This window comes from Pseudomonas sp. SWI36 (genome assembly GCF_002948105.1).
In the GTDB taxonomy this organism is placed as follows: Bacteria; Pseudomonadota; Gammaproteobacteria; order Pseudomonadales; family Pseudomonadaceae; genus Aquipseudomonas; species Aquipseudomonas alloputida.
In genome coordinates, this window is record NZ_CP026675.1 from 3,464,612 (window position 1) to 3,478,901 (window position 14,290).

At 59.6% G+C, this 14,290-nt stretch carries 13 protein-coding genes and 1 pseudogene; 7 read left to right on the forward strand and 7 right to left on the reverse strand.

Annotation, left to right across the window (positions count from 1 at the left end; all coding sequences use genetic code 11):
* The first annotated feature begins 6 nt into the window (after positions 1-6).
* Positions 7-1,908 carry a sulfate adenylyltransferase subunit CysN gene (cysN, locus tag C4Q27_RS16530; protein WP_104887083.1) on the forward strand — a complete coding sequence of 634 codons (1,902 nt, stop codon included), beginning with the start codon at positions 7-9 and terminating at the stop codon, positions 1,906-1,908.
* A 40-nt stretch (positions 1,909-1,948) separates the two neighbouring features.
* On the opposite strand, the gene C4Q27_RS16535 is transcribed toward cysN, so the two are convergent.
* The 4 genes and pseudogenes from C4Q27_RS16535 to C4Q27_RS16555 form a co-directional block, all read right to left on the reverse strand.
* Positions 1,949-2,260 (reverse strand): bacteriocin immunity protein, encoded by a 312-nt coding sequence (locus C4Q27_RS16535; protein WP_064490724.1) that lies wholly within the window; start codon positions 2,258-2,260, stop codon positions 1,949-1,951.
* A gap of 133 nt (positions 2,261-2,393) precedes the next feature.
* Entirely contained in the window at positions 2,394-2,657 is a 264-nt protein-coding gene (locus C4Q27_RS16545) for a bacteriocin immunity protein (RefSeq protein WP_064490725.1), read from the reverse strand.
* Positions 2,654-4,878 (reverse strand): annotated as a pseudogene (locus C4Q27_RS30035) (S-type pyocin domain-containing protein). Before C4Q27_RS30035 ends, C4Q27_RS16545 begins: the two are co-directional and overlap by 4 nt.
* Before the next feature lie 112 nt (positions 4,879-4,990).
* The gene (locus tag C4Q27_RS16555; RefSeq protein ID WP_003251803.1) at positions 4,991-5,470 is read right to left on the reverse strand and encodes an Lrp/AsnC family transcriptional regulator; all 480 of its coding nucleotides are present in this window, start codon (positions 5,468-5,470) and stop codon (positions 4,991-4,993) included.
* A 127-nt stretch (positions 5,471-5,597) separates the two neighbouring features.
* Here C4Q27_RS16555 and C4Q27_RS16560 point away from each other — a divergent pair, with 127 nt between their 5' ends.
* Entirely contained in the window at positions 5,598-6,794 is a 1,197-nt protein-coding gene (locus C4Q27_RS16560) for a methionine gamma-lyase (protein WP_104887084.1), read from the forward strand.
* Between the two features lie 159 nt (positions 6,795-6,953).
* Here the strand turns inward: C4Q27_RS16560 and C4Q27_RS16565 are convergent, their stop codons facing one another.
* Positions 6,954-7,391 carry a YhcB family protein gene (locus C4Q27_RS16565; RefSeq protein WP_010952432.1) on the reverse strand — a complete coding sequence of 146 codons (438 nt, stop codon included), beginning with the start codon at positions 7,389-7,391 and terminating at the stop codon, positions 6,954-6,956.
* Positions 7,392-7,526: 135 nt separating this feature from the next.
* Between C4Q27_RS16565 and C4Q27_RS16570 the strand changes: the two genes are divergently transcribed.
* The 3 genes from C4Q27_RS16570 (at position 7,527) to zapE (ending at position 10,844) form a co-directional block, all read left to right on the forward strand.
* Positions 7,527-8,162 carry an alpha/beta hydrolase gene (locus C4Q27_RS16570; protein WP_064490727.1) on the forward strand — a complete coding sequence of 212 codons (636 nt, stop codon included), beginning with the start codon at positions 7,527-7,529 and terminating at the stop codon, positions 8,160-8,162.
* 25 nt (positions 8,163-8,187) lie between these two features.
* On the forward strand, positions 8,188-9,537 hold the full coding sequence (locus C4Q27_RS16575) for a tryptophan--tRNA ligase (RefSeq protein ID WP_019752497.1): 1,350 nt from the start codon (positions 8,188-8,190) through the stop codon (positions 9,535-9,537).
* Positions 9,538-9,749: 212 nt separating this feature from the next.
* The gene (gene zapE / locus C4Q27_RS16580; protein ID WP_064490729.1) at positions 9,750-10,844 is read left to right on the forward strand and encodes a cell division protein ZapE; all 1,095 of its coding nucleotides are present in this window, start codon (positions 9,750-9,752) and stop codon (positions 10,842-10,844) included.
* A 106-nt stretch (positions 10,845-10,950) separates the two neighbouring features.
* On the opposite strand, the gene C4Q27_RS16585 is transcribed toward zapE, so the two are convergent.
* Both C4Q27_RS16585 and C4Q27_RS16590 read right to left on the reverse strand, forming a co-directional pair.
* Positions 10,951-11,871: a GlxA family transcriptional regulator gene (locus C4Q27_RS16585; RefSeq protein ID WP_177410039.1), complete on the reverse strand. Its 921-nt coding sequence runs from the start codon at positions 11,869-11,871 to the stop codon at positions 10,951-10,953.
* 190 nt (positions 11,872-12,061) lie between these two features.
* Positions 12,062-13,102, reverse strand: a complete 1,041-nt coding sequence (locus C4Q27_RS16590; RefSeq protein WP_003251817.1) for an NADP(H)-dependent aldo-keto reductase — start codon at positions 13,100-13,102, stop codon at positions 12,062-12,064.
* 258 nt (positions 13,103-13,360) lie between these two features.
* Here C4Q27_RS16590 and rplM point away from each other — a divergent pair, with 258 nt between their 5' ends.
* Both rplM and rpsI read left to right on the forward strand, forming a co-directional pair.
* Entirely contained in the window at positions 13,361-13,789 is a 429-nt protein-coding gene (gene rplM, locus C4Q27_RS16595; protein WP_003251819.1) for a 50S ribosomal protein L13, read from the forward strand.
* A 14-nt stretch (positions 13,790-13,803) separates the two neighbouring features.
* A complete protein-coding gene (gene rpsI, locus C4Q27_RS16600) occupies positions 13,804-14,196 on the forward strand; it encodes a 30S ribosomal protein S9 (RefSeq protein WP_003251821.1) in 393 nt (130 codons plus the stop codon).
* Positions 14,197-14,290 lie beyond the last annotated feature (94 nt).

The following is a 14,290-nucleotide window of genomic DNA, read 5'->3' on the forward strand; positions in this document are numbered from 1 at the left end:
TACTCCATGTCGCACCAATCCGATTTGATCAGCGAAGATATCCTCGCTTATCTGGCTCAGCACGAGCGTAAAGAACTGCTGCGTTTCCTCACCTGCGGCAACGTGGATGACGGCAAGAGCACCCTGATCGGGCGCCTGCTGCACGACTCCAAGATGATCTACGAGGACCACCTCGAGGCCATCACCCGCGATTCGAAGAAAGTCGGCACCACCGGCGAAGAAGTCGACCTGGCGCTGCTGGTAGATGGCCTGCAGGCCGAGCGCGAGCAGGGCATCACCATCGATGTCGCCTACCGCTACTTCTCCACCGCCAAGCGCAAGTTCATCATCGCCGACACCCCGGGCCATGAGCAGTACACCCGCAACATGGCCACCGGTGCGTCCACCTGCGACCTGGCGATCATCCTGGTCGATGCCCGCTACGGCGTGCAGACCCAGACCCGTCGCCACAGCTACATCGCGTCGTTGCTGGGCATCAAGCACATCGTGGTCGCGGTCAACAAGATGGACCTGAAGGGCTTCGATGAAGGCGTCTTCGAGTCGATCAAGGCCGACTACCTGAAGTTTGCCGAAGCCATCAACCTGACCCCGAGCAGCCTGCACTTCGTGCCGATGTCGGCGCTCAAGGGCGACAACGTGGTCAACCACAGCGAGCAATCGCCGTGGTACGCCGGCCCGACGCTGATGGAAATCCTCGAAACCGTCGAGGTTTCGGCTGACCGCAACTTCACCGACCTGCGTTTCCCGGTGCAGTACGTCAACCGTCCCAACCTGAACTTCCGCGGCTTCGCGGGCACCATCGCCAGTGGCGTGGTGCACAAAGGTGACGAGATTGTCGTGCTGCCGTCGGGCAAGAGCAGCCGGGTCAAGTCCATCGTCACCTACGAAGGTGAACTGGAAAACGCCGGCCCAGGCCAGGCCGTGACCCTGACCATGGAAGACGAGATCGACATCTCCCGTGGCGACCTGCTGGTACATGCCGACAACGTCCCGCCGGTCACCGACCAGTTCGACGCCATGCTGGTGTGGATGGCCGAGGAGCCGATGCTCCCGGGCAAGAAATACGACATCAAGCGTGCCACCAGCTACGTGCCAGGCTCGATTGCCAGCATCACCCACAAGGTCGATGTGAACACCCTGGAGCAGGGCGCTGCCAGCGCGCTGCAGCTGAACGAGATCGGCCGCGTCAAGGTAGCCCTGGACACCGCGATCGCCCTCGACGGTTACGACAGCAACCGCACCACCGGTGCGTTCATCGTCATCGACCGCCTGACCAACGGCACCGTTGGCGCCGGCATGATCATCGCCCCGCCAGTGTTGCCACACGGCAGCACCGGCCATCATGGCAAGCAGGCCCACGTGTCCACCGAAGAGCGCGCCCTGCGCTTCGGCCAGCAGCCAGCCACCGTGCTGTTCAGCGGCCTGTCGGGTGCTGGCAAGAGCACCTTGGCCTATGCCGTTGAGCGCAAGCTGTTCGACATGGGCCGTGCGGTGTACGTGCTCGATGGCCAGAACCTGCGTCACGACCTGAACAAGGGCCTGCCACAGGACCGCGCTGGCCGTACCGAGAACTGGCGCCGCGCCGCCCATGTGGCGCGCCAGTTCAACGAAGCCGGCATGCTGACCCTGGCTGCGTTCGTGGCCCCGGATGCCGAAGGCCGCGAACAGGCCAAGGCGCTGATCGGCAAGGAACGCCTGGTGACCGTTTACGTCCAGGCCTCGCCGCTGGTTTGCCGCGAGCGTGACCCGCAAGGCCTTTACGCTGCCGGTGGCGACAACATCCCGGGTGAAAGCTTCCCGTTCGATGTGCCATTGGATGCTGATCTTGTGATCGACACCCAGGCCACCAGCGTGGACGAGGGCGTGAAACAGGTGCTGGACGTGCTGCGTCAGCGTGGCGCGATCTAAGCGCTAGCCTGCAAGGAAAACCCCGCTTCGGCGGGGTTTTTTATTTGTGTTTTCCACAGGCTGGCGTGGGTTCTGAGCTGGCTTTTGTCGCGTTCTGATCCCTGAACAGTGGTAGCCCCCACGACTTTCTCCACTTCACGATGAGTGCCATTACTTTTTCGGCATTGCCATCCTCTTCGTTGCTTGGGTAAAAGACCAGGTCCGAACCGTCGGGATACGCCACAAATTCGATGAATGGCTCCAGCAGCCGTTCCTGCCAGTCTGGAGAACCTGTCGCCTGTATCAATTCTTCGACAATCGAATGGAACTGCGCGTATGAATAGTCTGCAAGGCAGTGCTTTTCACTGATCACCGTGGCGACTCCGATGATAGTGAATACTGCATGGCGCTCATGATCCGCAGGTTTTCAGGGTCGTACATCAGCCCACCCAATTCGGTTAGGCTCAGATGGACAATCTGCACCCCGCGTGAGCGGGGTGTCGGATTCATTCTGGTTTGAATCCTGGCTTGCCGTTGGCTGCACGCCACTCTTTTATTATGCGTAGAATTTCTTCAGGTGTATCAAGGCCGCCTGCCTCAGGCCAATATATTAGGTCTGAGCCGTTGGGGTGTTCGCTCAAAGCCTTGAATACCATGATTTGTGCATCAAGCTCTTGATCGCTTACGTTGTCTGGTGGGTTGATTATTGATTTGATAAAATTCAAGAATTCAAGTTCTGTATATTCGGAGATCGTGCTTTTTTGAGTCATTTGGAGGCTCCGTAGTGGATGTCGTGATGCGCCGCTGGCGTGACTACTCTTAAGTTGTCTACGTCGTATACAGCTCCATTTTCGGAAATTGGAATCACGTGGTGGAGTATGAAGGTTGCGTGACCTTTGTGGTGATCTTTGTCGCGCGCTTTGGGCGCGCGCCCTTTGGCGATGAGAATTTTGTTTGCATCATTGAACTGGCTAGAAAACTCTTGTGTATCTGATATCGCCTTCCAGAATGCGGTTCTAAATGCATCGAAATCTCCAAACTCTCTTCCCCTCAGCGCACTTGCAATTTGTGTCGGGATTTTTGCTCCGGTCTCCCTGGTTATGTCCCCAAGCCAGATACCATCGATCTGCGCGCCTGAGCCCGTGGCAATACCCGGCTCATATCTCGGGCTCTTGAACACCACCAGAATAGGTGGTAAACCCGAGTCCATGGGGAAGGTGATGATCAGTCGTTCCTGGTCCAGCAGATCGAGTGCGGGGTAACCCTCCTGTTCGGAAATGACAGGGTCCAGGCTGCTGCCCGTGTAAACAACGGTGCCGGGTGGGACTTGCGGCAAGCTGGTGGAGCTTCCGCCTTCACCACCCGGCGCGTTGGCCGGTGTCCAAGTCAGAATCCGCTGCGGATTTTCCAGTGCAAGGCTGTAGACCAGACGTTCAGTGTCGAATGTCGCCGTGCGCACCGGTACTGGCCTGCCCCCAGGCACCACATACAGGTCCAGGCCGTTGTCATGCTCGGCGCCTGCCAACAAATAGGGTAAGTCGATGCTGGCTGATGACAGAGCCAAGGCTGAAAGGTCCGGCCCGCCGGGCGGCGTAAGGCTGGCTAGTGGGGTGCTGATCAGGTACCTGCGCTCACTGTTACCCATTGTTGATGGCCAGGCCATCGCGAGGGTGCCTACCGCAAGCGAGGAGATGGTAGTCGCAACGAGGCGGGTAATCGCCGCTGTGATCGCTTCGCTCAAAGCCTTATAAGACGTTTCGGCCACCGCGAATGTTGCTGTACCAATCGGGATTACGGCTGGCGTCGATCCCGATAAACGCGCTTCATTGATATAGGAGATATTACGCCGCAGCGTCTCTTGCCTTTGCCGCTCGGCTTCTGCAGCCAAGCGCTCGGCTTCGGCCTGCTGGCGTGCAGCTTCTTCCTGTGCAGCAAGTTGGGTCTGGAGGTTTTCCACCTCAGCGGCGCGCTGCATCAGGTTTTGCGTGGCACCTGCATATACGCCCAAAAACCTGATCGATTCGGTTAGCGCGAGTGCCAGATGGTATTCCTGCCAGCGCGGACCAGCCCTTCAAGTTGGGGCTTCGACAGGGGCCCGCTGATTCGGGGGTTGTAATCAGAGTGTTGCGGAATTTGTGATTGCTTGGCCTGCACCAAGGCAGCCGCGGTTGCCAGGTAGGCACTGAAGGTCTGGGCAAGCGTAAGCGCGTCGTCGATGACGGTTTGCCCCAGTTCATGCTGAAGAACATTGGGTAAACAATCGAAGTGTATTTGCCGCTCTGTGTGAATCTGCGCCGTTCTGCGCGATATCATTTTCGACAGATCTGGAGGTTGGTGGCTGAGCTCTTCCTGATCTACTTGGTCTGCCAGCCCTTGAAGTTCGTCTGCCAGTGCCTGGTGTTTCTGAGCTTCCAGATGTAGGCGGTATGCGCCATCCCAAGACTTCTCCAGCCTCGTGGCCCATTCAATACCTAACTCTTCGCCCGTTGTGGCAGCGAAGAAACCCGGGTCCAAAAACCGGCTCATCATTGAGTCGCCGCGCTTGTAGAATGCGGGTACGCCAAAGTAGCTGTTGGCGTCGGGCAAAATTTGTAAATAATTCTCTCGAAGCTGACTGATTCGCGATGATAGGATTTGCTGTTCTGCTGTGCGTGGTGGTACCCCGCCATTTGTACTGTTCGCCTCAGCTTTGATCTGGGCTTTCAATGCATTGATGGTTTCAGGGAGCTGGTTTATTTCGTGAGCATACTTATCTGAAGAGCCCTTCTCGATGCCTTGAAATTCTTCTGTCAGCACCCTGCGCGTGGAAATAACCCTGGCAATATCGGGTTTGGTAGGGCTGGTGCCCGGCGGGATGCCTTCGCTAAATCCCCATCCCCCGCTACCTGGGCCACCTCCACCATTACCGATTAACCGTAGTTCAGCGCCGGTGGGGGCCTGCGCATTAATAAATAAAGCCTCGTTAAGATAATACGTGTTGTCCCGTGCCATGTAGGTTCTCCTGATCACTACATGGGCTAGGTTTACGTATATCGAATTTGCGGTATGTCAGCTGCAGCCTGTCAATCAGTAGGAAGCTTCGTGTTGCTCGGAAAGATCCGTCTCAGATATGTTTCTCCGACACCGGTATCACCCGTCTTTCCTTCACCGCTTTGTACGAAAAACTCGAATAGATCTCCTTCACCCCCGGCAACCGCTGCAGCACCTCCCGGGTAAATTCCCCAAACGACTCCAGGTCCCGTGCCAGGATCTCCAGCAGAAAGTCATAGCGGCCGGAGATGTTGTGGCAGGCGACGATCTCGGGGATCTCCATCAGGCGCTGTTCGAACGCCAGCGCCATGTCCTTGGTGTGCGAGTCCATCATGATGCTGACGAACGCGGTCACGCCAAACCCCAGCGACTTGGGCGAGAGGATGGCCTGGTAGCCGGTGATGTAGCCGTTTTCCTCCAGTAACTTGACCCGTCGCCAGCAGGGCGAGGTGGTCAGTGCCACCTGGTCGGCGAGTTCGGCAACGGTGAGACGGGCATTGTCCTGCAAGGCGGCGAGCAGGGCGCGGTCGGTGCGGTCGAGGCTTGAAGGCATTTTTTGCCCTCCTGGTCCGTTGATTATTGTTTTTGTTCCAGCAAGCACGTGTATGCGTAGGCTATTTTGGAAAAAATCGGGCAGCTCGGTGGCATAAGCTTATAGCAAACCACAAGAGGCTGTTGCCATGCGCGACTCCCACCACAACACCGGTTTTTCCACGCGGGCCATTCATCATGGCTATGACCCGCTTTCCCATGGTGGCGCCCTGGTGCCACCGGTGTACCAGACGGCTACCTATGCCTTCCCCACTGTCGAATACGGTGCTGCCTGCTTCGCCGGGGAGGAGTCTGGGCATTTCTACAGCCGCATTTCCAACCCCACGCTGGCCTTGCTGGAGCAGCGCATGGCGTCGCTGGAGGGCGGTGAAGCGGGGTTGGCGTTGGCCTCGGGGATGGGCGCGATTACCTCAACCCTCTGGACCCTGCTCAGGCCTGGCGATGAGCTGATTGTCGGGCGCACCCTGTATGGCTGTACCTTCGCTTTTCTGCATCACGGTATTGGTGAGTTCGGGGTGAAAGTTCGCCATGTCGATCTTAACGATGCCAAGGCTCTTAAAGCGGCGATCAACAGCAAAACACGGATGATCTACTTCGAAACACCGGCCAACCCCAACATGCAACTTGTGGATATCGCGGCGGTTGTGGAGGCGGTGCGGGGGCATGATGTGCATGTGGTGGTCGATAACACCTACTGTACGCCGTACCTGCAGCGGCCACTGGAGCTGGGGGCGGACCTGGTGGTGCACTCGGCAACCAAGTACCTCAGTGGGCATGGTGATATCACTGCCGGGTTGGTGGTGGGGTGCAAGGCGTTGGTAGACCGTATCCGCCTGGAAGGGCTGAAGGATATGACCGGCGCGGTGCTGTCACCGCATGACGCGGCGTTGCTGATGCGCGGTATCAAGACCCTGGCCCTGCGCATGGACCGGCATTGCGCCAATGCCCAGCAGGTGGCTGAGTTTCTCGCTCGGCAGCCGCAGGTGGAATTGATTCATTACCCGGGGCTACCGTCTTTTGCCCAGTACGCGTTGGCCCAGCGACAGATGCGTTTGCCTGGCGGGATGATTGCCTTTGAGCTCAAGGGTGGCATTGAGGCGGGGCGGCGCTTCATGAATGCGCTGCAGCTCTTTGCCCGGGCGGTGAGCCTGGGGGATGCCGAGTCGCTGGCGCAGCACCCGGCGAGCATGACGCATTCCAGCTATACGCCGCAGGAGCGGGCGCATCACGGGATATCGGAGGGGTTGGTGCGTCTGTCGGTGGGGCTGGAGGATGTGGAGGACCTGCTGGCAGATGTCGAACAGGCATTGCAGGCCTGCTGTTAGGTTGTCTGCACCGGCCCCTTCGCGGGCACGCCCGCTCCCACAGGTATTCCACAAGTTTCACATGCTGTGGTGTACCTGTGGGAGCGGGCGTGCCCGCGAAGGGGCCAGTGAATCCAGCCCACAAAAAAGGCCTCTTGCGAGGCCTTTGTCACATTCAGATCAACGCTTGAGCCCGTAGCTTTCGTCGAGCATGCCCGGCGAGTTTGGCGCTTTCGGTGCATAGTCGCGCGGCACTTCGGCGGTGTCTTTAGGTGGGGTCAGGCGGTCACGCGGGCCTTGCGGTGCATCGGAGTGCAGCGCAGCCAGCAGGCGTTGGCGGGTGACGTCATCGAGGGCCAGGCTGTTGGCGCCTTCAGCCAGGTGATCCTGTACGTCCTGATAGCTCTGGGTCAGTTTCTTGACCAGCATGGCGGTGCTGTTGAAGTGGGTGACCACTTCGTTCTGGTAGCTGTCGAAGCGCTTCTGGATGTCATCCAGTTGACGTTGGGTGTTGCTCGGGGCCGCATTGGGCAGCAGGCGGGCAACAATGAAACCGACTGCCACACCGATGACCAGGGCCAGGGTTGGCAACAACCAAACAAGGAGCGAGAGTTCCACGAGTCCTTCCTCTATAAACGGCTTTGCTTTACGTTAACGGCTCAGACCTGCGCTGTATACCGCGAGCGATCGCAAATCAGAACAGAATTTCACACCTAGACGAATCGACCCTTCCCGAGGTCACGGAGTAGTGCCTTGCTTGTCCGCGAAACCCCCTTGTTCATCGATGGCCCCAGCGGCCAGCTGGAAGCCTTGCACCTGGACGTGGCCAATGCCCGTGGCGCGGTGCTGATCTGCCACCCCAACCCGGTCCAGGGCGGCACCATGCTCAACAAGGTGGTCTCGACCCTGCAGCGCACCGCACGTGATGCCGGTTATGTGACCCTGCGTTTCAACTACCGTGGCGTCGGCCAGAGCGCCGGCAGCCACGACATGGGCGCTGGCGAAGTGGCCGATGCCGAGGCCGCAGCAGCATGGCTGCGTGCCAGCCACCCCGGGCTACCGTTGGTGCTGATGGGCTTTTCGTTCGGTGGTTTCGTTGCCACCAGCCTGGCCGGGCGTCTTGAAACTGCCGGCGTCGAGTTGCAGCACCTGTTCATGATCGCCCCGGCAGTCATGCGCCTGACCGCCGAATTTCCGCTGCCGCAGCGCTGCCCGCTCACCGTGGTGCAGCCGGACGCCGACGAAGTCGTCGCGCCGCAGCTGGTTTACGAATGGTCCGACAGCCTGCCGCGTCCCCATGAGCTGCTGAAAGTGGCAGAATGCGGACACTTCTTCCATGGCAAGCTGACCGATCTGAAGGATCTGCTGCTGCCGCGCCTTTCGAACTGAGCCAAGCCTGAATAAGCGAACACCCATGACCACGCGCATTCTTACCGGTATCACCACCACCGGCACTCCGCACCTGGGCAACTACGCCGGCGCCATCCGCCCGGCGATCCGTGCCAGCCAGCAGCCCGGTGTCGACTCGTTCTACTTCCTGGCCGACTACCACGCCCTGATCAAGTGCGACGACCCGCTGCGCATCCAGCGCTCGCGCCTGGAAATCGCCGCCACCTGGCTGGCCGGTGGCCTGGACCCGGACAAGGTGACCTTCTATCGCCAGTCCGACATCCCGGAAATCCCCGAGCTGACTTGGCTGCTGACCTGCGTTGCCGCCAAAGGCCTGCTGAACCGCGCGCATGCCTACAAGGCCTCGGTGGACAAGAACGTCGAGAACGGTGAAGACCCGGACGCCGGCGTGACCATGGGCTTGTTCAGCTACCCGGTGCTGATGGCCGCCGATATCCTGATGTTCAACGCCAACAAGGTGCCGGTCGGTCGTGACCAGATCCAGCACGTGGAAATGGCCCGCGATATCGGCCAGCGCTTCAATCACCTGTTCGGCCAGGGCAAGGACTTCTTCGCCTTGCCGGAGGCTGTGATCGAGGAAAGCGTGGCGACCCTGCCGGGCCTGGACGGGCGCAAGATGTCCAAGAGCTATGACAACACCATCCCGTTGTTCACCAGCGCCAAGGACATGAAAGACGCCATCTCGCGCATCGTCACCGATTCGCGCGCGCCCGGTGAGGCGAAGGACCCGGACAACGCGCACCTGTTCACCCTGTACCAGGCCTTCTCCACGCCTGAACAATGCGCCGGTTTCCGCGAAGAGCTGCTGCAGGGCCTGGGCTGGGGCGATGCCAAGCAGCGCCTGTTCCAGCTGCTGGACGGCCAGCTGGCCGAGAAGCGCGAGTACTATCACCAGTTGATCGCCCGGCCGGCGGACCTGGAAGACATCCTGCTGGCTGGCGCCGCCAAGGCCCGCAAGATCGCCACGCCGTTCCTCGAGCAGCTGCGCGAGGCCGTTGGCCTGCGTTCATTCCGCAGCAGCGTGCAGGCCACCGCCGAAGTGAAGAAAAAAGCCACCAAGAGCGCGCGTTTTGTCAGCTTCCGTGATGAAGACGGCAGCTTCCGCTTCCGCCTGCTGGCCGCTGACGGCGAGCAACTGCTGTTGTCGCGCAGCTTCGCCGACGGCAAGAGTGCCGGCGCCGTGAGCAAGCAGCTGCAGCAAGGTGGCGAGGTTGATGTGCGCGTCGAAGGCCTGAGTTTCGGCCTGTGGCTCAATGGCGAGCAGGTCGCCGACGGGCCGCAGTTCGACAACGCTGAAGCCCGTGATGCGGCCATTCAGAGCCTGAACGAAGCCTTGGCACCACAGCAGGACTGAGGCTGCCAAACGGTGGGAGTAACTGTCTTGCTCAATTTCTGAAAGCTGGCGCGATCCGTGTGGGAGCGGGCATGCCCGCGAAACAGGCGCCGCAGTGCATGGCACCGGCTTTGCCGGTGTTCGCGGGCACGCCCGCTCCCACAGACTGATTGCCATTAAGCGGGCCTGTCGCTACAGTGACGGCCCGTTTTTTGTTGCCTCGCTAACGAATCATGACTCCCTTAGAACGCTATCAAGCAGATCTGAAACGTCCCGACTTCTTCCATGACGCGGCGCAGGAAACTGCGGTGCGTCACCTCCAGCGCCTGTACGACGACCTGGTGCACGCGCAGAACAACAAGCCGGGCGTGTTCGGCAAGCTGTTCGGCAAGAAGGAGCAGACTCCGGTCAAGGGCCTGTACTTCTGGGGTGGGGTGGGGCGAGGCAAGACCTACCTGGTTGATACCTTCTACGAAGCGCTGCCGTTCAAGCAGAAGATGCGTACGCACTTCCACCGCTTCATGAAGCGTGTGCACGAGGAGATGAAAACCCTCAAGGGCGAGAAGAACCCGCTGACCATCATTGCTAGGCGCTTCAGCGAAGAAGCCAAGGTGATCTGCTTCGACGAATTCTTCGTGTCGGACATTACCGACGCCATGATCCTCGGCACCTTGATGGAAGAGCTGTTCAAGAATGGCGTGTCGCTGGTGGCCACCTCCAACATCGTGCCGGACGGCCTGTACAAGGACGGCCTGCAGCGTGCGCGCTTCCTGCCGGCCATCGCCATGATCAAGCAGTACACCGACGTGGTGAACGTCGATAGTGGGGTCGACTACCGCCTGCGTCACCTGGAGCAGGCCGAACTGTTCCACTTCCCGCTCGATGACGCGGCGCACCAGAGCATGCGCGCCAGCTTCAAGGCGCTCACCCCTGAGTGCACCCAGGCGATCGAGAACGACGTGCTGATGATCGAGAACCGCCCGATCAATGCCCTGCGTACTTGCGACGACGTCGCCTGGTTCGACTTCCGCGACCTGTGCGACGGGCCGCGCAGCCAGAACGACTACATTGAGTTGGGCAAGATCTTCCACGCCGTATTGCTCAGCAACGTGGAGCAGATGGGCGTCACCACCGACGACATCGCCCGCCGCTTCATCAACATGGTGGACGAGTTCTACGATCGCAACGTCAAGCTGATCATCTCGGCCGAGGTGGAGTTGAAGGACCTGTATACCGGTGGGCGTCTGAGCTTCGAGTTCCAGCGTACCCTGAGCCGGTTGCTGGAGATGCAGTCGCACGAATTCCTGGCGCGCGCGCACAAGCCCTGACGCCAGCGGCAAGCTTCAGGCGGCAAGGAAAATTCAGGGCAATGCGCGATCCGCTCTGGTTTTTCCTTGTCGCTTGAAGCTCGAAACCTGCCGCACCGGAAGCCTTTCAGGCTTCCTGCATGAACTGCTGCCGATACTGGTTCGGCGACAAATCGGTATGCTGGCGGAACAGCCGCGCAAAGAAACTGGCATCGTCATAGCCCACCTCGTAACTGATGGTCTTGATGCTCTTGCGCGTACTCGACAACAACCCCTTGGCTGTCTCGATGCGTAACCGTTGCAGGTAATGCAGCGGCTTGTCACCCGTTGCGCCCTGGAAGCGACGCATGAAGTTGCGGATGCTCATGCCGTGGTTGCGGGCCACATCCTCGAAGCGGAACTTGTCGGCGAAGTGCTCCTCCAGCCAGTGCTGGATCTGCAGGATGATCAGGTCCTGGTGCAGCTTCTGCCCGCCAAAGCCCATGCGCCCTGGGGTGTAGTTGCGTTGCACTTCGTAAAGGATATCGCGGGACACCGCACGGGCCACGTTGGCACCGCAGAAGCGTTCGATCAGGTAGATGTACAGGTCGCAGGCTGAAGTTGCACCGCCGGCGCAATAGATATTGTCGGCATCGGTCAGGTGCTTGTCCTGGTTCAGGCGGATCTGCGGGAAGCGTTCGGCAAAGCTGTTGAAGAAGCGCCAGTAGGTGGTCGCCTCCTTGCCATCGAGCAGGCCGGATTCGGCCAGCCAGAACACACCACTGGCCTCGGCGCACAGCACCGCGCCACGCGCGTGCTGTTCACGCAGCCACGGCAGCACCTGTGGATAACGTTGCAGCAGGTTGTCGAAATCATCCCAGAAGGCAGGGAGGATGATTACATCAGCGTCGTCCAGGCCGCCGTCAACCGGTAACTGCACATTGCTGAAGCTGTCCACGGGCTGGCTGTCGGGGCTCACCAGACGGATTTCGAACATGGGCTGCAAGCCCAGGCCCAGCTGCTTGCTGTAGCGCAGGCTGGCGAGGTGGAAGAAGTCCTTGGCCTGCATCAAGGTCGAAGCGAACACCTTGTCAATGGCCAGGATGCTGACGCGCCGCAGCGACGCTGAGGGTTGGGTAAACATCATTGTCATTGTTCTTATAGGGTAGAGTGGTCAATCACCGGCTGGATCGTCTTATTTTTTGGCGATTGTGTCTACCCCATGTAACAGCGGCGCGAAGCGGGGCGCAGTGTTTGGCTCAAGGCGCCGGGTTGGGCTGCTCCTGATGAATGGCTTCGATCGCTGTCAGCAGATCGGCGCTCAGGTTCAGTTCAAGGCTGGCCAGGTTGCTGTCCAGTTGCTGCAGGCTGGTGGCGCCAATGATATTGCTGGTCACGAACGGCTGTCGGGTGACGAACGCCAGGGCCATTTGCGCCGGGTCCAGGCCGTGCTCGCGGGCCAACTGCACGTAGCGGCTACAGGCCGCCACGGTCTGTGGGTTGGAGTAACGGGCAAAGCGGCTGAACAGGGTCAGGCGTGCATTGTCTGGCCGTGCGCCGTTCTCGTACTTGCCCGAGAGCATGCCGAAGGCCAGCGGCGAATAGGCCAGCAGGCCACATTGCTCGCGTATGGCCACTTCTGCCAGGCCCACCTCGAAGCTGCGGTTGAGCAGGTTGTACGGGTTCTGGATCGATACCGCCCGTGGCCAGCCCCGGCTCTCGGCCAGTTGCAGGAACTTCATGGTGCCCCACGGCGTTTCGTTGGACAGGCCGATGTGGCGGATCTTGCCCGCACGCACCTGCTCGTCGAGCACTTCGAGGGTTTCTTCCAGTGGGGTGAAGTGATCCTGCGGCAGGTGCTGGTAGCCCAGCTTGCCGAAGAAGTTGGTGCTGCGCTCTGGCCAGTGCAGCTGGTACAGGTCGATACGGTCGGTCTGCAGGCGCTTGAGGCTTTCGTCCAGCGCCGCGACGATGTGCTGACGGTTGTGCTTGAGCTGCCCGTCGCGGATATGGCTGATGCCGTTGCCCGGGCCTGCCACCTTGCTGGCCAGGATCCACGCGTCGCGGTCGCCATGGTCACGGAACCAGTTGCCGATGATGCGCTCGGTGGCCGCGTAGGTCTCCGGGCGGGGAGGGACCGGGTACATCTCGGCGGTGTCGATGAAGTTGACCCCGGCAGCCTTGGCCCGGGCAATCTGTTCGTAGGCCTCGGCCTGGATGTTCTGCTCGCCCCAGGTCATGGTGCCCAGGCACAGGGCGCTGACGTTGAGGTCGGTACGGCCGAGCTGGCGGTATTCCATCGGTTATTCACTCCTTGGCAATAGAAGCCAATCAAAGCAGGTTGAAATTTTTCGCGCAATCTGGATAATTCAGCCCCTCTCCGCGTGGCGGAAGTGATGCACCATCACGCAGGAAGAACCCCGTCGAACATTGGCGTGCCCGACCCGAGCCCCCAAAAGCGTCTGTGTTCGGCTGCGCGCTTGCCCTTGGCAAGCTGTGCACTATCCAGTAAGATTCGCCGTCTATTTTTCGCTGGGCGGCCTCTGAGGCTTTAGAGAATGAAAACTTTTACTGCTAAACCGGAAACAGTAAAGCGCGAGTGGTTCGTAGTCGACGCCGCTGGCCAGACCCTGGGTCGTCTGGCTACCGAAATCGCTACCCGTCTGCGTGGCAAACACAAACCAGAATACACCCCTCACGTTGACACCGGCGACTACATCGTCGTTATCAACGCCGAGCAGGTTCGTGTGACTGGTGCCAAGTCTTCCGACAAAATGTACTACTCCCACTCCGGTTTCCCAGGCGGTATCAAGGAAATCAACTTCGAGAAGTTGATCGCCAAGGCCCCTGAGCGTGTTATCGAAACTGCGGTCAAAGGCATGCTGCCTAAGAACCCGCTGGGTCGCGACATGTACCGCAAGCTGAAAGTGTACGCGGGTGCTGCTCACCCTCACACTGCTCAGCAGCCTCAAGAACTGAAGATCTAACGGGATAGTTCATTATGTCGGCGACTCAAAATTACGGCACTGGCCGTCGCAAGACCGCAACCGCTCGCGTATTCCTGCGTCCGGGTACTGGTAACATTTCCATCAACAACCGTTCTCTGGACGTGTTCTTCGGTCGCGAAACCGCTCGCATGGTTGTTCGCCAGCCGCTCGAGCTGACTGAATCCGTTGAGAAATTCGACATCTACGTCACCGTTTCCGGTGGTGGTGTCAGCGGTCAGGCCGGTGCGATCCGTCACGGTATCACCCGCGCTCTGATGGAATACGACGAAACCCTGCGTGGCGCTCTGCGTCGTGCTGGTTACGTCACCCGCGACGCTCGTGAAGTTGAGCGTAAGAAAGTGGGTCTGCGTAAAGCGCGTAAGCGTCCTCAGTACTCCAAGCGTTAATACCGCTTCGGCAGTCGAAAAAAGCCCGGTTCCTTGGAACCGGGCTTTTTTTTTAGCCTTGAACTAACCTGTCAGCAGTCAGTGGCCGCTTGTC